This window comes from Phyllobacterium zundukense (assembly GCF_002764115.1).
Classification (GTDB): domain Bacteria; phylum Pseudomonadota; class Alphaproteobacteria; order Rhizobiales; family Rhizobiaceae; genus Phyllobacterium; species Phyllobacterium zundukense.
In genome coordinates this window covers 380,779-400,924 of the sequence record NZ_CP017940.1, presented here as the reverse complement: position 1 = coordinate 400,924, position 20,146 = coordinate 380,779, and the positions used below count along the sequence as shown (strand labels likewise).

Genomic DNA, 20,146 nt, shown 5'->3' with positions numbered 1-20,146 from the left:
CCGAAAAGACTCGTCTATGAAGATCTCTAAACCTTGGAGATACTTCAATGACGGACACAACATTACAGCTTGATGGCGCGGCGATAGACCTTGATGCCGCTGCGCCAGCCGCGTGGAGCCCGGCCACCTGGTTCGCGGTTCTTTCGATGGCGGCCGCCAGCTTTGCGCTGGTGTCAGCCGAGTTCCTGCCGGCAGGCCTGTTGACGCCAATGGCGCGCGATCTCGGCATCAGCGAGGGAACGGCCGGACAGGTCGTCACTGCCACCGCTTCCGTCGGCGCCGTGACGGCCTTGTTGAGCAATGTTCTCATCGGCAGATTGAACCGCAAGACGGTGCTGGTTGGTCTCAGTGCCTTGGCGATCGGCTCCAATATTCTTGCGGCGTTAGCGACCGATTTCTGGCTATTATTGTTAGGCCGGGCCGGGTTGGGCATCGCCCTCAGCGCTTTCTGGGCGCTTTCAGTTGCCGTCATCGCGAGGCTGGTTGGCGCCAATGCGACAGGTCGGGGCATGGCTATCGTCACCCTCGGCGTCTCGCTCGCCACCATTGCTGCACCGTCGATGGGCGCCTTGATCAGCGACTGGCTGGGCTGGCGCAGCGCCATGGCCATGACAGCGGGGCTGGCCGCGCTTGCCATGCTGCTGCAGTTGCTCAGCCTGCCGACCCTGCCTGCAAGCACAAGCAACAGTCTTGCCGATGTCTTTCGGCTGACACGGCGGCGTGGCATTCAACTCGGCATGCTTGCTATCCTTTTGCTGATGACGGGGCATTTTGCCGGCTCGGTCTATGTGCGCCCCTTCCTCGAACAGGTGACGCTCCTTGCAACTGGGCTGATTGCCCTGGCGCTGCTCGGGTTTGGCATCGCCGCTGTGATCGGTAATATTGCCGGTGGCCGCATGGCCGACGCCAATATCCGCATGGCCCTCGCGGCCACCGCCGTGTTAATGGCGTTTGCGGCGGTCGCTTTGGTACTTTGGGGCGCGCATATCGGCGTTGCCTTCGGCTTCGCTACGCTGTGGGGCTTCGCCTTCGGCATGGCGCCGGTGGTGCTGCCGACCAATCTGTCCCGTGCGGCGCCTGACGCGCTGGAAGCAGCGGGCAGCCTGATGGTCACCTCTTTCCAGGTCGCCATCACTATTGGAGCGGTTGTCGGCGGCTATGTCGTCGACAACTATGGCGCTACGGGGCCCTTGACCCTTACCGCCGTCCTTGCCGCATCGACAGTCGCCCTGGCGCTGCTGCAGCCCCGCAGCTAGTCTTTGCTGCTGCTGCGCGGTAGGTGGAGCAACCGGACGTCACCGCCAAGTTGCGGGGGTGAAGATGCGGCGGGATCCCGGCGCATCTTCAAGGCGGCAGATGCGGTCATGTCGAGGGCGTGGTCGGCGCTTCCTCCATCTGACGGATAACGTCGCCGAAGCGACGCAAGGCCCGGCTGACCGCAACATGTTCACTCTCGCTATGCGACTTTCGAAGATTATCGGCCGGGGCATCTCCTGTTCAGTACCAGCCGTCAGCCATGGAGGCCTTGCGTCTTGCCACGAAGTCGCAAAGCGCTTCGTCAACGGCGACGTCGAGCGGTGGCGCTTCAAATTCTTCCAGCGTCTTCTTCCATTGGCGATTTGCGCGAGTCGCAATGTCCGTTGACCCGCCTTCCTCGCTCCACTTCTCGAAGGGTTCGTTGTCCGACAGTGTCGAATCCCAAAAGGCGGTCTGATAGTTTCGCATCGTGTGGGCCGAGCCGAGGAAGTGACTGCCGGGGCCGACCTCCTCGAATGCGTCGAACGCCAGCGTGTTATCATCGACTGCGACGCCAGCGAAATAGGAATGAAGGGCGCCGCAAAGGTCGGTGTCCATCACGAACTTCTCGTAGGACATGGAGAGCAGCCCATCGAGGAAACCTGCCGAATGGAGGATAAAGTTCGCTCCGCAGTGGATGGCCGACAGCATGGACATCAATCCTTCTTGCATGGCCTGACCATCGGGCAGCTTGGAATTTGAGAAGTTGCCGGCACAGCGCAGTGGAAGTTTCAGCCGCCGTGCGAGCTGGCCGACGACCATGGAGCCGATGGCAGGTTCGGGGGTTCCGAATGTCGGCGATCCGGATCGTAGCGACATGGAAGACAGGAAGTTTCCGAAGATGACTGGGGCGCCCTTCCTTTCGAGTTGCGTCAAGGCGCAACCGGCGAGCGTCTCGGCATAGGACTGTGCGATGGCTCCCGCATTGGTGACGGGACCCATTGCACCACCCAGAATGAAGGGCACGATGACTGCAGCTTGGTTGGCGCGGGCGTAGGCGCGTAGAGACGTCGTCATGGTGCCGTCCCAGACGAGCGGAGAGTTCACGTTGACGTTGCCCAGGATGACGCAGTTCTGGTCGACGAACTCGGCACCGAAAAGGATGCGTGCCATTTCGACCGAGTCCTCCGCGCGCTCCTCCGCCGTCACCGACCCCATGAATGCGCGATCTGAATACTTGATATGGCTGTAAACCATGTCGAGGTGACGTTTGTTGACTGGAACGTCAACAGGTTCGCAGATCGTACCACCAGAATGGTGCAGCCAAGGGCTAGTCTGGGCGAGCTTGATGAAGTTGCGGAAGTCCTCGATCGTACCGTAGCGACGGCCTTTATCGAGGTCCATGACGAAGGGCGAGCCGTAGGCGGGCGAAAAGACGACATTGTCGCCCCCGATCTGGACGCTGTTTGCAGGATTGCGGGCGTACTGGGTAAATACGCTCGGCGCCGAGGAGACGATTTCGCGAAGCATTCCTGGCTCGAAGCGAACAAGGACGCCGTCCACCTTGGCTCCAGCCCGCTTCCAGTGATCGACCGCAAAGGGATCGTCGCGAAACTCTATCCCGACCTCGGCTAGGATGCGGTCTGCCGTGCGCTCGATCTTCTGGAGGTTTTCTTCAGACAGAATGTCGTATGTCGGGATGTTTCGAACGATATAGGGAACACCGTGAGGTTTTGCCGCGCCATCGCGTCGCGCGCTTCGCCCGCGTCTGCCGGCCTTGTCTTCGGTCATCGCAGCCTCCATAATTCTGTGCATAGGCTAGAACGACTTGAAGGCTTTGTAACGCTGGAAAATTGTCATTCAAGCCGTTCTGGGCGGAGGGCGCGCGGCGCTGGGCTCGCGGCACTCTGTCGAAGATCGGCCCGTCGGGAACGCTGGATCGCCATGGGCGGACATGTACTGCCCACCAGCATTCCATATTATCACCGCGATCAAGGAAACTGAACGGCCCGCCACGGCGGATGTGCGATTGGCAGCCGAGGAGGCTAGGCGCGGCCACGTGCAGAAAGCTCCTTAGAATTTTGTCCGATCGGCTGAAGGCATCTGGTTGCCGACGAGCCACGTGGGGCCGAAATGGGCGCGATCTCAGCGACTACCGTCACGGCGTCAGCAAGATGCTTCCTGCCGCGCGCCCTGACTCCATTTCGATATGTGCCTGAGCCGCTTCGACTAGAGGATATTCGGCGGCTATGCTCGTAACGATCCCGAGCTCCATGGCGGCAATGGCCCTCGCCGCCGCCTCGCGGTACCTCTCGATGTCGGCGCAGAACGCCATAATGCTAGGATGGGAAAGCGCCTTGCCCGGCCGCAGTTCCTCGACAGATAGGGGCGGAACCGGACCGGCCGCCTGCCCGATCGTAACCGCTGTTCCGAAGGCACGAACTGATCTGATGCTCTTGACAAGCATGTCGCCGCCGATCCCGTCGTAGGCGACGTCAACTCCTCTGCCATCCGTCAGCCGCTTCACCTCTTCAACAAGATCGGAATCGCGCCCGACAATGAGATGGTCTGCACCGTATGAGGAAGCAAGCACCGCCTTCTCATCAGAACTCACTACTCCGATGACGGTCGCGCCAATGTCCTTCGCCAAGCGGACGAGCACACTTCCGAGACCTCCGGCTGCAGCATGAACCAGAACGATAGTGCCGGGTTGGACGTCGTAGGTCTTCCGCAACAGCATATAGGCCGTCATGCCCTTGAGCATCGAAGTCGCCGCAGTTTTCATCGGAACTGAATCAGGAAGCGGAACCACCCTCCCTGCTGCAATCACTCTGGTCGAACAATAGGATCCAACAGGCGGGCCGGCGTACACGACACGGTCCCCTTCTCGAAATTGCTGGACGCCCGCCCCTACGGCGTCGACGACGCCTGCTCCTTCCACCCCGAGGATTCCTGGATAGGATGACAGAGGATAGATCCCCTTCCTGTGATAGATGTCCAGGAAGTTCGTCCCGATCGCCTCGTGCCGGATCCGAATTTCCCCTGCAGCAGGAAAAACAGGCTCCTGGACGCGCACCTCGAAGTGCCCAACACCTCCGGGACTGGTCAACATCACAACGTGGTCAGTCATCTTCTGTCTCCTTGTTTGTGTCAGTTGTGCCCAATGGCGCTCTGATTGAAAATTCCCTAGATTGGCACAATGGATGGGAGAAAATTCACACATCTCGATTGGGATGACCTGCGACACTTCATGGCGCTTGTCCAGGCGGGCACGCTTATCGGGGCAGCCCGGCTTCTGGGCGTCGAACATGCGACGATTGGCAGGCGCGTCTCGTCTCTCGAGAGCAGGCTCGGCAGGAAGCTGATTGACAGGCGAGGAAGACGCATCGTTCTCACCGCCGAGGGCGAGCATGTGGCAAAACTTGCCGAACCGATCGTCAATCAGGCCTTGGCGATCGAGCAGCTCGGGCGGAGCAGCGCGACCGAACTGCGGGGCAGCGTGAAAATCAGCGCGCCCCCGGCGCTTTCGAGTGTTTTGCTCGTGAAGCCTTTGTTGGATCTGCGTCAACAGCATCCCGGCATCGAAGTGACCCTTGTCGGCGAAAAACGCTTCGCCTCGCTTAATCGAAGGAGGCGGACCTCGCCGTGCGGCTATCACGCCCGGAGGAAGGCGACTATTCGATCGTCCGCATCGGCTCGATCGCGTTTGACCTCTACGCAGCGCCATCCTACGTCGCAGCCACTGCACCCGAGGACTGGACCTTCATCGGTTACGACGAATCCATGACCGGGGCGCCACAGCAGATACGTCTCGTCGAGTTGGCGGCGGGACGACGGATCACAATCAGGTCATCGGTGCTTGAATTTCAGGTGGCGGCTGCGAGACAAGGAGGGGGCATCGCAATGCTGCCGGATTTTGCACTCCGACCATCGGACGACATGGTGCGCCTCGGCGACGACCATGCGCTGGAACGGGAAGTCTGGCTCGTGGTCCACACGGAGGTCAAAGACGTTCCCGTCATACGGGCAGTGGTCAACGCGATCAAAAATGCGTTCGACGAAGAACGGTTATCTTCACGAACGTAGTGAATGAGGCGCCGCGACAACGTAGATGAAGGCCTCCACATTCTCGGCAACAGGTCGAGACGAACGAGGCCGAACTCGCGACCAGCAATTTCAAATGAAGCCCTGCAAATTACATCCTGATTTCGCCGTTTGTTCAAAGCCGGCACCTATTGATAAATGTTCCTTTGAAAATGCCGATGGTAGCTGAATTTGCCCGGTTCTTGATTGGCCACAAAATTTCTACAATCGCTGATCAGCAGCAAGTACGTCTGGCTTAGCGGCAAAAGCGACGACCGGAGAGAACCAACGATTGCGAGTCACCGTGGAGTAAGGCACGTTCATTCAAACCTAGCTCGACAAAAACCACACATGCGAAATCCCCAATGTAGGAGAAACCCTATGGATTTGAAATTGATTGGCAAAACAGCGCTAGTTACTGGATCCACCGCAGGCATTGGACTTGCAATCGCCAAGCGGTTAGCAGCAGAAGGCGCGAAAGTTGTCATTGTCGGCCGATCACAGGCCAAGCTGGATGAAGCCGCAAAGGATATCATCGCCGCGGTGGCTGCCGATAATGGGTCGGGCGTCCGGTCCGTGCTTGCAGATGCAGCGACTGCCCGACGGTGCGACCGTACTCCTCCGTGAAGTCCCAACGGTTGACATTTTGGTCAACAATCTCGGCATTTACGAATCCAAGCCATTCATCGAGATTACTGACGCAGATTGGCTAAAATTCTTCGAGGTAAACGTGTTAAGCGGCGCGCGTCTGGCTCGTCAATATTTTCCAGGTATGCTGGAACGAAATTGGGGGCGGATCATCTTTATCGCCAGCGAATCCGGTCTCGTCGTTCCGCCGGACATGATCCATTACGGAATGACGAAAACGGCTCAGCTTGCCATATCGCGTGGCCTGGCGGTATTGACGAAGGGGACTGGTGTAACGGTGAACTCAGTCCTTCCCGGCCCTACTCGATCAGAAGGAATCGTCGACTTTTTGAAGAGTGTTGCCAGCGATCCTTCTCTGCCCCCCGAGGAGATGGAAGCCGAATTCTTTCGCAACGAACGCTCCACGTCATTGCTTCAACGTATGATCGAACCCGAAGAGATCGCGGATTTGGTGGCATATGTGGCAAGTCCGCTCTCAGCGGCGACCAATGGAGCAGCGCTGCGTGTTGAGGGGGGCATTACACCGACCATCGCGTAGGGCTTACAAATCGAAGCAGCTTTGATATCCCTCCCGCTATGCGGCGAGGATTGCGAACTGTTAGCCAGGGATGGATTCGAGGGCAGAGGGTGGTGCAGAGCAGCGGTCAATAAGTCACTCCGAGATCGTTCATCGTGGCTTGATCGAGCAAACCGTCAAACCAGACATCAAACATGGTTTCCAGCAAAAACTCGTTACTACTCGCTTCTGAAAAGAGCGTCAGCGATGCATGCAATTTTCTGGCATTGTCAGCGCCAAAGACGTCGCGGGCGCTCGCTTGCGAGAGATGCGCGAGCGTGCCGACGCATTCGCGATAACGACCTCCCAATATCGGGAGAGCCAAATAGGCGCTCGCCTCATCGAGCGAGGTGATGGCGTAGGGCTCGACCAACGGATCATTTCCATTGGTGACGAGCCGTGGAAAAATGAAGCCAGGTACGGCCCGCAAATCATTCCCCGGCGTAGAATAGACAACGCGTCGTCATAGACGGGGTTCTGCGCATCTATAAAGCGTCGAAGGTTGTATTCATCGCTCATGCATTCTCCTCCTGGTACAGACCTTCGGCTCTCATGGCTCTTTGAACGGCAGGTCTCGACTTCATGCTCGCGCGCAATGCGGCTAAGGGCGGCGGCACATCAAGGTCGAACCGTTCCGCCCAGAGCAGCATCACAAACAGATAGAAATCGGCCACGGTGGGAGCGCCGCCGAACAAATAGTTTCCTTTAAGGTGGCTCGAGATGAACTTGAAATGTCCGTTGATGGTCGCTTTTGCTCTAGCTTTGTCAGCGTCGCTGCCAGCGTGCCACATAGGTTTGAAGCTACGATGCAGTTCGGTCGAAAGGTACGTCAGAGCCTCAAGCACGCGCGTGCGCCCGAGGGGCCCCGGAATGCCAAGAGAAGGATACTGCGTCGATATCCAGTCGAGGATCGCTATATTTTCGGTAAGCGTTTCGCCATTGTCGAGAACGAGCGCGGGCACGTAACCTTTCGATGTAACTTCGTTGAAGTCACGGCCGGATGCAGTTCGCTTTGTCTTGAGGTTTACGCTCTCGCGTTCAAAAGAGAGCCCCACCTCCTCAAGCGCAACATGATCGGACAAGCTGCATGCCAATGGACTGTAGTAGAGTTTCATAACCGGATTCCTGTTGAGGGATAACTGTCGTCAGCAAGCGGCTGTACCGGCGGGGGAAAATGACAGACCAGGCCGCATCGCTTTGCTGCAACAATGCGCAGGTACGCGATCGAACGATATTATACGTGGGATTATGGCTTACAGTACCTTGAGATAGGAGGGGTCATTGCATTGTTTGTCTAGCGGATGGGATGATCGCAGGCTTGATCAATCGGCGTGATTTGCTTGAGTCGAATATTCAGACGATGCCGAACTGTCCACAGCGGTAGCAGCGCTTTCCGTCGGGATCGAGAAACGGAATACCGCACCGCCGTCTGGGTGATTGGCAGCCTGTATCGTCCCTCCGTGGGCTTTGACGATTGACTGGCAAATAGCCAGTCCTATGCCCAACCCACCTTCCTTTGTCGTGAAGAATCCGTCGAATATCTGCTCCATATGATCAATTGGGATGCCGGTGCCTGTGTCCCTGATCGATAAGGCTACATGATCCTTCTCGTCCAAACCGGTTTCGAGATAGATCTCGCGCCGCGTTTGAGGTGCCGCCTTCATGGCCTGGATGCTATTGACGATCAGGTTGACGATAATTTGCTGCAACTGAATTCTATCGCCTCGGAAGGATGGGAGGTTCGGTTCCAGCGTGGCCTTGATCACAACATTTTTGTCTTCGCTTTCGTGGCGAAGAAAAACCAGGCATTCACGGACAACGTCGTTCAAGCCGAGCAAAGCGTAGGTCGGAGCGCGCTTGCCGGCCATATCCTGGATCCGGCCGATTATGTCGCTAGCTCGCTGAGCGCTTTCGACGATACGAGACATCAGCTGATCTGCCTTTTCAAGATTTGGCTCAGCCTTCCTGAGATATCGCAGGCTGGTCTGTGCATTCATCAGGATTGCCGAAAGCGGCTGCTTTATCTCATGTGCTATCGAGGTGGTCATCTCGCCCAACGTCGAAAGTCGTGCGGCGTGGGAGAAATCCGCTTCGATTTTCCGCAACTTGGCTTCTGCCTCCAGCCGGGCCGTGATGTCGATCATCATAATGATCGTCGTGTCGAGGCGCTCGCCCGGGACCGGGAAGGTTACGAGGAGTAGCACGTCCAACAGGCGGCCGTCGAAGGTTCTCACCTTCAACTCTTCGACGTGGTTCCGGGCACCTGAAAAATGGGCCAGCATGACGCGTCTCCCTGAACCGGGGGTGCTTGAAAACAGATACTTTACTGGCCCGATGAACTCCGAGCGATCCTTTCCCCCGAAAAGGAGCATGGCTTCGTTGTTGACGTCATAAATTTGGACAATCTCGCATGTAAGGTCGACAAGTTCCGGATGTTCATCGGAATAGGTGGCCATGTCAGTAACGCCACCGGCCCTGAGGCGGTCGAAGATACGGCCCGCTGCCCGTGCATCGATCTGCCAGACGGGGACGGGCAAGTAGGAAATCAGGTTGCGGTAACGTATCTGGCTCGCTTCGAGTTCGATAACGGCGCTCGGAGTATTCAATACTGCCTTGACATGCACGAAGACAGTATCCGGGCATCTCGGATCAGCGGCCCTCCAGCCCGTCAGAACCACATGCTGCAATCGGCCGACCACTGGGATTTGCCGTGTTTCCGGGTCTGTATCAGTTTTTGCGGCAATGGTCGTGAGCAGATCGCCAAGAGCCGCCCGGCTTTGCTCGGGCCAAAGGCTGGCAACGGGTCGGTCAATCACCCTGTCGCGATCTGCTAGGCCGAACAAGCGTATAGCCTCATCGTTGACGTCCGTAATCTGGACTGCAGTGAGCAGTATGTCCAGCCGATCAGGGTGCCATTCCCGATCCTTTACGCCGCCGCCCACCGCCGCATCGACCCCGTCGAGCAAAGAGCGGGCACGTTTGAGATTGAATTGCCAGCAGGCAACCCGCCCACTGCCAGGCAGTAAGGGAGGTGAAGCAGTGTTCACGTTCGTGGTCGTTGACGGTGCGGAATATTCCACAACGTCCAAGGGATTACCGTGTGGGTCGTGCCGAACCGCCAAACGAACGTTGGCGCTGATCTCATGGCCCGAAAGCGAACGCCGCCGCAAGGGTCCAGCCCAGTGTCCAATCCTGACGAGATTTTCCCAAAGTATGGAGCTTTCGAAATGCTCCAGCATGAGGTCACTGAATCGACTGCCGAGCAATGCCGTTGCCGTCCATCCGTAGAGGGACTCTGTCGCCGCGTTGCAGTATTGAACCCTTCCTTCGAGATTGTAGAGGATAACACTGTCGGTCGCGTAATCGGCTAGTTCCACCTGCAACCTCCGTTCAAAAAAGGATGATCGACTGCGTTTCAAACTCATAAGCGGGCGGCGTCACGCCTCCCTGTTCAATCGTCCGTCAGTCCTTTTGAAGCTCGATTGAGCGCCGAAATGATGTGACGGTACAGGACATCATCGTCGATCGGCTTACTTAAAAAAGCGACCGCCCCCGAACAAAGTGCCTTCGATCTTGCTTCGGAGTCTGACTGTGCCGAAATAAAGATCATGGGTAGCCCAGGGTCGAAAACAGTCAGCATTTGCTGTAGTTGCAGTCCGCTTATGCCTTTCATATTGAGGTCGGTGATCAGGCAAGCGAATCGACCTCGGGCATGCGCTGCAAGGAATGTCTCCGGACTTTCGAATACCTGGCACTTGAAATCCAAAACCTCGAGCAATTCCGCCAGGGCGTTGCGGAGGCTGGCGTCGTCATCGACGACTGCAATTAAGGGGACTAGGGCCAAGATAAAAACTCTCGCACAGCGTACTGTCGACATACTGTTTCAATATCTGCCGAGTCTCGGTTTCATCAAAGCCCTACGAAAGTCTAGGCCGGGTAGTCATCACGTATGTTCGCAGGTATTGACTGCCAGGCTCGAACCAGGTGTGTGACGAAAGGGGTTTTCATCTTTTTCATCACGCTGCTTCGATGGAGTTTGACGGTGATTTCCGATATGTTCAGATCAAACGCTATTTGTTTGCTGAGTGCTCCCCGCACGACCGCCTCCATGACTTGACGCTCACGAGGCGTAAGGGTGGCATAGAGCGCGATATTAGCGTTGGATTCGAGTTGTGCTGCTCGCTTTTCCTTGTCGGTTTCTATGGCTTTGCTCACAGCGTCTAGCAATGTCTGGTCGCGAACTGGCTTGGTGAGGAACTCGACCGCGCCGGCTTTCATCGCTTGCACCGTCATCGGAATGTCCCCGTAGCCAGTGAGGAAAATGATCGACGCGGAAATGCCGCTCGCCGCCAAGCGGGATTGAAAATCAAGACCGCTTACGCCCGGCATGCGGACATCGAGTATGATACAGCCCGGTCGGTCCAGTATGTCGGCATCCATGAGTGCTTGTGTCGAGGCGAACCCGGCGGCTTCGATGCCGACAGATTCTAGCAGCTCGCAAATCGAAAGCCGCAGCGATTCATCATCGTCAACCACCAAGACGATAGGATATTGCTCGAAACCAGTTTCCTTGGCGGTCACGCTGTTATCCGTCGAAATGTTCATGTGTCCATCCAGTGCGTTGCTCAACCTCAATCTGCCGCCCGTCAACAATCAGCCATCCGATCCACGACGTCGGTTCCTCGAGCTGTCTTTGACTGCCGAAATGCGGGCGAGTTCCCGATTGGTTGCGCGGTTATCCAGCCACTGGCCGATATCCTCGCCAAAATCCGCGGGAGCCAGAACGCTGAAACCCGTCGACAGGTCTTGAAGGGTTGTACGGTCCATCTCGTTGCGCATGCTTTTCTCGGCGCGCAGCATGACGGCGTGGACGCCGCATACGCCACGAGTCATCCAAGCGGGAGCTTCCCCACCGAACAAAACGCAATTCTTGCGGATATCTTTGCAGTCGAACACGCTTTTGCGACCGTCGATCGCATCGGCAATGTCGAGCACAGTTATGTCTTTTGGCTCTTTAGCGAGCCTATAGCCCCCGCTGATGCCGCTGGTCGACACGACGAGCCCGGCCTTTTCAAGCCTCGGCATGATCCTCGCCATCAATGTTGTCGGCACACCCTGCAGTTCGGCAAGGTCGCGACTGCTGACGGGCTTTGTCCGCGGCTCGATCAACCAAACCATGCAATGGATGCCATACTCGACCGCAGCACCATACAGACTGGTTCTTCCGGTGTTGTTGCTATGCGCAGCTTCCTCGCGCAGGATTTCAGATTTGATCGAAGGCTTTTTCATAACACATACCTTATACGTACGCGTTATGAATTACCAGAGACCCTGACGCTTGATTTGGCGGATGACAAGAGACCTGGATGTCGACTTCCTAGCCGGCCATCGAATGATACAGCCAGTCGACATATCGTCGTGAAGCCACGTGTGACCCCTTGAGTGGAAGCAGTGTGTCGTCGTTTAACTCGACGCCATAGTAACGCGCTCTGCTGTCACGAATGACCTGGCGCGTATCTTCGTTGGCTGCGAGCTGGACACGCGCAATCTCGTCGAGACCGAACTGCTCTGGCCCTCCGATCTCGATGGTATCGTTCTTTGCTGTTTCCATCGCCAATTCGGCCAGCATTTCAGCGACATTATCAGCAGCTATCGGTCTTACAGATGCTGAGGGAAGCCTGAGGTCATCGCCGTCTGCTCCCATGTCGATCACGCCACTGATAAACTCAAAAAATTGCGTGGAATGGAGGATGGTATAGGGCCTCCTTGCTGCCCTGATGAGATTTTCCTGAACCATCTTCGCGCGGAAATAATCACTTTCAACAAGGCGAGGAGTTCCCACCACGGAAAGGGCAAGATAGTGGCCGATGCCAGCATCTGCTGAAGCAGCCAACAAGTTACGGGTGGAGGCCTTGAAAAACTCCAGGGCCGAGTTGTCGCCAAATGACGTGGTGTTGGTGACGTCGATGACAACGTCAGCTCCCGCGACGGCTGCTCTGAGGCCTTCGCCTGTCACACTGTTGACTCCGAAAGTCGGGGATGCAGCGACTACCTCAATACCTGCGTGGCGAAGCTTCTCAACGACTTTCGTTCCGATCAGTCCGCTCGCTCCCATAACCGCGATTTTCATCAAATTGCTCCCTCTAAGGTGCCTTTCCTCAACAGCCTACATTCACGGATAACCAAATTTACAGGTTGGGCCGGAACACGGTCTCCATGGATTTCAACATTTCGGCTACCGAGCGGTGGCGCGATAGTCCTTGTGTTGAATGAGAAGTTTGAAGGCGGCTCTCAAAGCGGTGTGCTAAAAACGAAGCTAGATCGTCCGCCATATCGGGGCGAGCCTTCAGCAGCGGTGCTAAACTCTTCTGATCCAATTCGAATAGTACGGCAGCAGCGAGCGCGGTAACTGTTCCCGGCTCCCCAGTTCCCGCGAGCAACCCGTCCTCACCAAAGAAATCACCCGGTGCAAATCGTTCGATCTCATCTTCGCCGTTGGCGCCCTGCCGGGTCAGAACCAGAACTCCACTTCTAACAATCATCAATGAGCATAGCTTTTGACCTTGATGCACTATGACTTCATCTTTCCGGTACGTTCTGGTTGAAACTTTGTCAGCTAGGGCCCGTCGTTCCTCGTGGGTCAGAGCCGAAAACAGGGGTATGGCTTCGAGAAGTTCAAGCGCAGAAAGACTGTGGGGTACAGCGCTGCGAGTATCTCCTACATCCAAACTCACGGATGATGCGGGGCTGGACAAAAGCAACCCTGCCGATTTCGTGTGGCGGTAGATCAAATCAATCAGCTCGTTCTTGGCGGCGATACTTTGCGCGATGCTTGACACCTGAAACAGCAGTTCGACTTCAATTGCGGTGGCGTCCAGATTTTTTAATGAAACCAATGGGGCTGGATCTCTGACGATCGAATTGCAGCTCAGCAAGACCATCTGCATGCACTCAATGATGGTTGACGGGATCTTGGTCGGGGCAAGTCTTACAGACAGGGCCATGCCATGGGACTCATTTGGATGGCTAACGTTTGTCAGGCCCAGCTTGGCGAGAAAGCCGTTCGGCAGAACGGCGATATTGTTGCCTGCGGTCAACAGGTGCGTCGCTCGCCAGTTGCTCTCGACGACGCGGCCCTCGGTGCCATCGCTCAGCTTGATCCAGTCACCAAGGACAAACGGCCGACCCAGGTTGAGCGCGACTCCGGAAAATGCATCGCTCAGCGTGTTCTGAAGTGCCAGACCCAATATGATCGCGAAGATACCGGACGTGGCGAGCAATGTTCCGACCGGCACGCTGAATACGAAAGCGACGATCGATAAGGCCGTGCCCAGATAGATCAACCCCACGACGATATCTTGAATGAGCCTTGCCTCACGCGGTTTTCTCTCTAACACCAGGTAGAGACGGACAAAGGCAATGAGCGCCCAGGCGACATTCATCCACCAGACAATTTTCACCAGTCCCAGAACGACGGTTTCTACCGCCGAACCGCTGCCCGGATGGACGTCATAGGGCAAGATGTTGTTGGCAAGCAGAATTCCGGTCAGCGCAATGAAGAAAGCGATTTGTGCGATCAATTTCAGAAATGCGTGATGACGGACAAGGGCACGCGTGACAATCACGCCGGCCAGGGCGACCCAGCCAGCGTTGATAATTGGCGAGGTCATCATTTCTGCGATGGTTAGATCGATGCTCATGCCTGCCTCGCCCTTTGGAAATACCCTGGCTATTCGTGATAGGGCAGGACGAGGTCTTTCTCGTCGGTGTCTACGACAAACACCGCCAGCAGCCGGGCGCGCTCGGTTGTGCTGGCGTTTGCGCTGACACGATGACGGTCGCCCGGGGACTCTGACCAACTCTCTCCGACCTTGTAGACCTTGGCGGGTCCGTCGTTGACCTGGCTCTTGAATGCCCCTTCCAGAACGGTCGCGTAAATGAATGCGGAATTCGGATGCCTATGTGCCGGGTTCGACCCGCCCGGCCCGTATTCGACAAGCACACCTTTCATGCTTTTACCGGGAACGTTGGGCAGTTCGTGTTCGTATACCAGCGTTACCTTCGCTTCATTGCTGGCGCTGCCGGCAAAGCCGGTCACCGTGGCGCAAAGGACAACGGCTGTGGAGAGCAGAATGGTTCTGATCATTTGATTTTTCCTTAGATTTGTTGGCGGAAGGTGAGTGTCTGACCGCGTGTCATATTCCCTTTGCTCGCTGTAATTACTTCGTCGGCTGCAGTTGCTGCGATTGACGCAGCCAATCCTTAAAACCGATCTTGCCGATCCGCGCACCCTCGCCGGGAACAAGCGACTGATCGTTCAGTTCAGACCCGAAATAGCGCGCATGAATATCTGCCTCGACCGTCCGCGGATCGTTGATCTCCTTCAGATACTTGGCAACGATCTCGTTCATGCGAACGCGTTCAGGACCAGCGATCTCCATCATGCCATTGAGTGGTTTTGCGAGGGCAACATCTGCCATCGCATCGGCAACGTCGTCGGATGCGATGGGCTGGAAATAGGCAGGCGAAAGACGAGCGACGGTGCCGACGGTGCCTGAATCAGCTATTCCCTTCAGAAATTCGAAGAACTGGGTAGAATGGACGATCGTGTATGGGATAGGGGAAGCCTTGATGAGTTTTTCCTGAACAAGTTTAGCCCTGAAGTACCCGTTGTCCTGCAATCGCTCCGTTCCCACCACGGAAAGCGCAATATGGTGCTTTACACCCGCCTTGGCTTCGGCGGTGAGCAGATTATGGCCTGCCGTTTCGAAGAATTCGCGGACCGCCTTCTCTTCAAAAGAAGGCGAGTTTGCCAAATCAAGCACAACCTCAGCACCCGCCAACGCTTCCGTCAGGCCCTCACCTGTGATGGTGTTAACGCCGGAGTTTGGTGACGCGGCAACTACCTCGTGGCCTTTATTGCGCAAACGCGCCACGGTCTTGGACCCGATAAGCCCAGTGCCACCGATAACAACGATTCTCATAACGTATCTCCCTGTTCGCGGCCCAATCTGGCCAAATAACTAAGTTTCCGACCGTCCAAGCTGCAATCAGCCGCGAAAGACTTTGAAGCTTGGACGAGTCGAGGTCGCGTCGTGGCTTGTCGCTTTAGATCGGCTCTTCGATTGCACTCTCACGGGTTGCCGCCAGAAATTCCGTGAATTTCTGTAGTAGCTCCGGGGACTGTTCTGCATAGTTGACGCGCTGGGTCATTCTCGTCTCCTCGGTGAATGTTTCGGATCTACTCGATCGTTTCAGACAATGGCTGGAGCAATGAAATCATTCTATCGTGCACGGGGCATACCGCTCTAATCAGCAGGTTTAGTCGACCCATCCCGAAGTTTAGGAACGGCGTATGTCAGTGTTGCGGATGGGCACGAAAGTGGCCATCTCCTGCTCCAGGCCCACCCCGGTGCATAGATTTCGCGAGAAAAGACTATGGCGGATTTATGGATCGTTACGATCTCGGAGTAAGTCGGCCATTGATATGGTCGACGAAAAAAGCCTTCGCGATCAAACGAAGGCTTCTCGACCCCAAGGTAGGGCGTCTAAATCGTGGTGTGGCTCGATCAACCCGCGATCATGTCGCGGTATTCCGGATGGCTGGCCGAGAATTTGGCCATGAAGGTGCACTTTGGCACCACTTTACGACCACTCTGGCGGATTAGGTCGAACACTCCATCAGCCAATCTCGAGCCGATTCCTTGACCGGAGTATTCGAACGGCACTTCGGTATGGACCAGTATGACTGTGTCGTCCTCGATCCTGTCATACGCGGCGGCAATGAAACCGGCGGCGATCGGCATCTCGTAACGGTCGTATGTGACGTTGTCTTCAACGGAATTGTTCATGAGCACACTCGATGGTTGACAACAATGATTTTGCCAGGCCCGCCACGGACACCTCAGCCGGCGTTGGCGGGGTGCGCAGCGCGAGCGGCAACTTGTAATCGGTTCCAGAGATTGATCGCACCGATCGTGAGGGTCAGGTTGACGAGTTCGACCTCGTTGAATTGCTTCTTCACCAGGGCATAATCATCATCCGGTGCGCCGGTGTCGGCGAGCAGGGTCAACGACTCGGTCCATGCCAGGGCGGCGCGTTCGCGATCCGTATAAAGTGAGGACTCCCGCCATGCATCCAGCATGAACAATCTCATCTCGGTCTCGCCGTGCGAAAGCGCGTCGGTTACGTGCATATGGATGCAGTACGCACACCCGTTGATCTGCGAGGCCCGTAGTTTGACGAGTTCTGTCAGGCTGCGCTCGAGCCCGGCGGCGAGGCCATTTTCAAGATTCACTAAAGTCTTGATGAGATCGGGCGCGATTTTGAAGGGCATGAAGCGCGGTGTCATTTTTCTGTCCTTTTTGGGATAGCGTTGTATGCGCCACATCATGGTCTTTAGGCGCGCGCTCCGGCTATCCTACCAGATGTGCAGTCGTGCTATTCCTTCGTTTAGGGTGGCCTATTTCGCAGATTCGGTGCTGTTTGCGCTTCAGCTCGCACATCTAAATGCAATCATGGTTTTCCATGACGTGCGGCAGGGGCAGGGCTGGATTAAGCTGTGCTATGATTTCACCGGCCCAAACACCGATTGCTAGCGGCATAAAAAGTGTAGATGGTCCCAACGTTTGCACTGTGGGGCAGGAGCAGCCGATTATGCCGACAGAAATCGAAAATCAAAAGCACGTCGAGGAGGAGCTGCGCGACCGGGAACAGGAACTCGCGCAGCTCATTGACATGGTACCGAGCCACCTGTGGCGGCTGACACCGGACGGGGAGCCGACGTTCTTCAATAAGCGTATGGTCGATTTCCTCGGCCTGGACGTACCGGATACAGACAAGCCAGGTAAGCGGCGATTGGAGACGGTCATAGAGGCCGTCCACCCAGACGACGCAGCGGAGTTCAGGGACACGCTAATCCGCTGCCTCGTCACCGGCGAACGCTTCACGATGAGGTATCGCCTGCGCCGCGCTGACGGCGTCTATCGTTGGATGTCGAGCCGAGCCGAGCCGATGCGGGATCATGATGGACGCATTGTCCAGTGGTATGGTCTCTGTCACGACATAGACGATCAGATGCATGCTGAAGAGGCGCTGCGGCGGAGTGAGCGGCAGCTTCAGGAGATGATCGACGCCGTGCCGGTCCGCATCTGGAGCGTAACGTCGATGGATGCACCCGTTTACTTTAACAAGCGATACCAGGACCATTTCCGCTCCGTTATCCCCAATTTCGAAGCCCTCGGGGAGCCGCGTATCGAAACGTTGCTGCAAGAGCTGATTTATCCCGAAGATGCTCCCGAGGTGCAACGAACGTTAATGAATTGTTTCGAAGCGGGGCGCGGCGCCGTGATGCGGTTTCGTTGGCGCGAGAAAGATAGCTCCTATCGATGGGCGGAGTGCAGGGTGGAGCCCCGGCGTGATCAAGACGGAGCGATTGTGCAATGGTACGGCGTATCTCTCGACATCGACGATGAGATGCGCGCCCAGGAGGCGTTACGCGAGCGGGAGCGGGAGCTCTCGCTGCTTGTTGACATGGTTCCGAGTAACCTCTGGCGTCTTACCCCGGACGGAGAGACCACGCTCGTCAATAAACGCATGGCAAACTTTCTCGGCATGGACCTGGAGGACAAGCGTCAGTTGGCAGTGGTGTTCGACACCATCTTCCACCCGGACGATGCCGAGGAGGTGGGAGACGTCCTCGGGCAATGCCTCATCACAGGAGAGCGCTTCTCCATGAAGTATCGCCTGCGTCGCGCGGATGGCGTGTATCGCTGGATGTCGGGTCGCGCCGAGCCGCTGCGCGATCAGGACGGACGCATCGTCCAGTGGTTCGGCCTCTGTCACGACATAGACGATCAGGTGCACGCAGAAGAGGCGCTGCGGCACGCCTCAGACCAGCTCGCGCGGGCGACTCAGGCAGCCAGTTTGGCCGAGCTTTCTGCCTCGATCGCGCACGAAGTGAACCAGCCGCTGGCCGCGATCGTCGCGAATTCCCACGCGTGCCACCGTTGGCTGTCTGCCGAGCCTCCAAACGTCGAGCGCGCCAAGATAACAGCCGAGCGCATCACCCGCGACGCCAACTCGGCAGCGGACGTCGTCAGCCGCATTCGCGCCCTCTTCCGTCAGGCACCGCACGCCAGATCGTCTGAAGACATCAACCGCGTGATTAGTGAAGCCTGCCGACTGATGGCTGACGGGATCGCGGCGAAGGACATCCGTGTCGAGACGAAGCTCGAGCCGGAACTGCCGTCAGTCGCGCTCGATCCCGTCCAGATGCAGCAGGTGCTTGTGAACCTGATCCGCAACGGTATCGAGGCGATGGACGCCGTGATCGACGGCGCGCGTGTGCTCCAGATATGCTCACTCCGCGACGGCCTCGATGCGATCCGTATCGAGGTACGCGACGCCGGAAGTGGTTTTGAGGACGCCGCGCGCGTCTTCGAGCCGTTCTTTACCACCAAGCAGCATGGTATGGGCATGGGGCTCGCCATCTGCCGTTCAATCATCGAATCGCATGGGGGCCGCCTCTGGATGGCCAACAACGAGACGCGCGGGGCGACTGTCGCCTTTACGCTTCCGTTGGAGGCAAGCGAGGCGCCATGAGCACGCGCGAGGAAATCGTGTTCTTGGTGGATGACGACGCCAGGGTGCGTGAGGGGGTCGGCGAACTGTTGGAGTCCTTGGGATGGCAAGCCAAAACGTTCGCCGTCGCCGCGGACTATGTCGCTTTTGAGAAGCCGGATCTGCCGGCTTGCCTGATCCTCGATGTCGAGCTGCCCGACATCAACGGTCTGGAATTCCAAAAGCAGCTATCCGACGACGTCCATCCCCCAATCGTATTCCTCACAGGGCATGGAGACATTCCATCGTCAGTGCGGGCCATCCAGGGCGGTGCTGTCGACTTTTTGACCAAGCCGGTTGGGGAGAGCGATCTAATTGCGGCGGTTCGTGCGGCGATCGACCGGGACCGCACTCAGCGATCAGCGCGTGCGGAACTGGCCGAGCTTGTTCGCCGCTTGGAGGCTCTTACGCCACGAGAGCGCGAGGTGCTGCCGCTCGTGGTCAGCGGCCTCCTCAACAAGCAAGCGGCCGCGGAACTCGGCATCAGTGAGATTACCCTTGAAATCCACCGGAGCAAGATCATGCACAAGATGCAGGCGGCATCGCTCGCCGACCTGGTGCGGATCGCCGAAAAGCTGCATGTCCCGATCACTCATTCCAGACGTTCAGGAAGCTCGCAAGAATGTACAACCCGAAGTCCGTGATAGCGATCGTCGATGATGACCAGCGCCTGCTCGAATCGCTCGGGGATCTTCTCGAGTCAGCGGGACACGCCGTGCGGGCATTTTCATCGGCCCAGATACTGCTCAACAGCAATGCTCTGCCGGAGATCGATTGTCTGATCACGGATATCGGCATGCCTGGCATGGACGGCTTCGAGTTGCGGCGCTTGATTAACGAAAGACGCCCCGACCTGCCAGTGATCCTAGTCACCGGCCGCCACGAGCTCGCAGAGCTGTTGCAGCCAAAACATACCCTGTTCTTTCGCAAGCCTTTCGACGGGCAAGCGTTGCTTGCAGCGATTGGCGATGCTCTGACTGGAAAGGAGAATTCACTATGAGT

The 20,146-nt window shown here is 57.0% G+C and carries 17 protein-coding genes and 3 pseudogenes; 6 read left to right on the top strand and 14 right to left on the bottom strand.

Annotated elements, in window-relative coordinates; translation table 11 throughout:
- The first annotated feature begins 47 nt into the window (after nucleotides 1-47).
- Nucleotides 48-1,256 carry an MFS transporter gene (locus BLM14_RS01975; RefSeq protein WP_099997860.1) on the top strand — a complete coding sequence of 403 codons (1,209 nt, stop codon included), beginning with the start codon at nucleotides 48-50 and terminating at the stop codon, nucleotides 1,254-1,256.
- A gap of 241 nt (nucleotides 1,257-1,497) precedes the next feature.
- On the opposite strand, the gene BLM14_RS01970 is transcribed toward BLM14_RS01975, so the two are convergent.
- The gene (locus BLM14_RS01970) at nucleotides 1,498-3,027 is read right to left on the bottom strand and encodes a trimethylamine methyltransferase family protein (protein WP_418314197.1); all 1,530 of its coding nucleotides are present in this window, start codon (nucleotides 3,025-3,027) and stop codon (nucleotides 1,498-1,500) included.
- Nucleotides 3,028-3,394: 367 nt separating this feature from the next.
- Nucleotides 3,395-4,366 (bottom strand): quinone oxidoreductase family protein, encoded by a 972-nt coding sequence (locus BLM14_RS01965; protein ID WP_099997858.1) that lies wholly within the window; start codon nucleotides 4,364-4,366, stop codon nucleotides 3,395-3,397.
- A gap of 69 nt (nucleotides 4,367-4,435) precedes the next feature.
- On the opposite strand from BLM14_RS01965, the pseudogene BLM14_RS01960 reads away from it, so the two are divergent.
- Nucleotides 4,436-5,322 (top strand): annotated as a pseudogene (locus BLM14_RS01960) (LysR family transcriptional regulator).
- Nucleotides 5,323-5,700: 378 nt separating this feature from the next.
- Nucleotides 5,701-6,505: pseudogene (locus BLM14_RS01955) on the top strand (SDR family NAD(P)-dependent oxidoreductase).
- A gap of 106 nt (nucleotides 6,506-6,611) precedes the next feature.
- On the opposite strand, the gene BLM14_RS01950 reads toward BLM14_RS01955, so the two are convergent.
- The 12 genes from BLM14_RS01950 to BLM14_RS01890 all read right to left on the bottom strand — a co-directional run bounded on the left by BLM14_RS01950 (nucleotide 6,612) and on the right by BLM14_RS01890 (nucleotide 16,874).
- On the bottom strand, nucleotides 6,612-6,896 hold the full coding sequence (locus BLM14_RS01950; RefSeq protein ID WP_237143437.1) for a DUF1810 family protein: 285 nt from the start codon (nucleotides 6,894-6,896) through the stop codon (nucleotides 6,612-6,614).
- A gap of 142 nt (nucleotides 6,897-7,038) precedes the next feature.
- Nucleotides 7,039-7,638, bottom strand: a complete 600-nt coding sequence (locus BLM14_RS01945) for a glutathione S-transferase C-terminal domain-containing protein (protein ID WP_099997857.1) — start codon at nucleotides 7,636-7,638, stop codon at nucleotides 7,039-7,041.
- 207 nt (nucleotides 7,639-7,845) lie between these two features.
- Nucleotides 7,846-9,900: a PAS domain-containing sensor histidine kinase gene (locus BLM14_RS01940; protein WP_162293129.1), complete on the bottom strand. Its 2,055-nt coding sequence runs from the start codon at nucleotides 9,898-9,900 to the stop codon at nucleotides 7,846-7,848.
- 74 nt (nucleotides 9,901-9,974) lie between these two features.
- Entirely contained in the window at nucleotides 9,975-10,367 is a 393-nt protein-coding gene (locus tag BLM14_RS01935) for a response regulator transcription factor (RefSeq protein ID WP_157929467.1), read from the bottom strand.
- Between the two features lie 83 nt (nucleotides 10,368-10,450).
- Entirely contained in the window at nucleotides 10,451-11,128 is a 678-nt protein-coding gene (locus BLM14_RS01930; protein WP_099997854.1) for a response regulator transcription factor, read from the bottom strand.
- A 48-nt stretch (nucleotides 11,129-11,176) separates the two neighbouring features.
- Nucleotides 11,177-11,812 (bottom strand): RrF2 family transcriptional regulator, encoded by a 636-nt coding sequence (locus BLM14_RS01925; RefSeq protein WP_099997853.1) that lies wholly within the window; start codon nucleotides 11,810-11,812, stop codon nucleotides 11,177-11,179.
- Nucleotides 11,813-11,900: 88 nt separating this feature from the next.
- On the bottom strand, nucleotides 11,901-12,653 hold the full coding sequence (locus BLM14_RS01920; RefSeq protein ID WP_099997852.1) for an SDR family oxidoreductase: 753 nt from the start codon (nucleotides 12,651-12,653) through the stop codon (nucleotides 11,901-11,903).
- 58 nt (nucleotides 12,654-12,711) lie between these two features.
- The gene (locus BLM14_RS01915) at nucleotides 12,712-14,223 is read right to left on the bottom strand and encodes a mechanosensitive ion channel family protein (RefSeq protein WP_099997851.1); all 1,512 of its coding nucleotides are present in this window, start codon (nucleotides 14,221-14,223) and stop codon (nucleotides 12,712-12,714) included.
- Between the two features lie 29 nt (nucleotides 14,224-14,252).
- Nucleotides 14,253-14,669 (bottom strand): cupin domain-containing protein, encoded by a 417-nt coding sequence (locus tag BLM14_RS01910; protein ID WP_099997850.1) that lies wholly within the window; start codon nucleotides 14,667-14,669, stop codon nucleotides 14,253-14,255.
- Nucleotides 14,670-14,742: 73 nt separating this feature from the next.
- Nucleotides 14,743-15,507, bottom strand: coding sequence for an SDR family oxidoreductase (locus tag BLM14_RS01905; RefSeq protein WP_099997849.1), 765 nt, complete (start codon nucleotides 15,505-15,507; stop codon nucleotides 14,743-14,745).
- 585 nt (nucleotides 15,508-16,092) lie between these two features.
- Nucleotides 16,093-16,374 (bottom strand): GNAT family N-acetyltransferase, encoded by a 282-nt coding sequence (locus BLM14_RS01895; RefSeq protein WP_099997848.1) that lies wholly within the window; start codon nucleotides 16,372-16,374, stop codon nucleotides 16,093-16,095.
- 53 nt (nucleotides 16,375-16,427) lie between these two features.
- The gene (locus tag BLM14_RS01890) at nucleotides 16,428-16,874 is read right to left on the bottom strand and encodes a carboxymuconolactone decarboxylase family protein (protein WP_100000984.1); all 447 of its coding nucleotides are present in this window, start codon (nucleotides 16,872-16,874) and stop codon (nucleotides 16,428-16,430) included.
- Between the two features lie 341 nt (nucleotides 16,875-17,215).
- Between BLM14_RS01890 and BLM14_RS01885 the strand changes: the two are divergent.
- The 3 genes and pseudogenes from BLM14_RS01885 to BLM14_RS01875 form a co-directional block, all read left to right on the top strand.
- Nucleotides 17,216-19,126 (top strand): annotated as a pseudogene (locus BLM14_RS01885) (PAS domain-containing protein); the annotation flags it as partial.
- On the top strand, nucleotides 19,123-19,788 hold the full coding sequence (locus tag BLM14_RS01880; protein ID WP_099997846.1) for a response regulator transcription factor: 666 nt from the start codon (nucleotides 19,123-19,125) through the stop codon (nucleotides 19,786-19,788). The pseudogene BLM14_RS01885 and the gene BLM14_RS01880, both read left to right, overlap by 4 nt.
- Nucleotides 19,767-20,144 (top strand): response regulator transcription factor, encoded by a 378-nt coding sequence (locus BLM14_RS01875; RefSeq protein WP_099997845.1) that lies wholly within the window; start codon nucleotides 19,767-19,769, stop codon nucleotides 20,142-20,144. The genes BLM14_RS01880 and BLM14_RS01875 overlap by 22 nt, the downstream gene beginning before the upstream one ends.
- Nucleotides 20,145-20,146 lie beyond the last annotated feature (2 nt).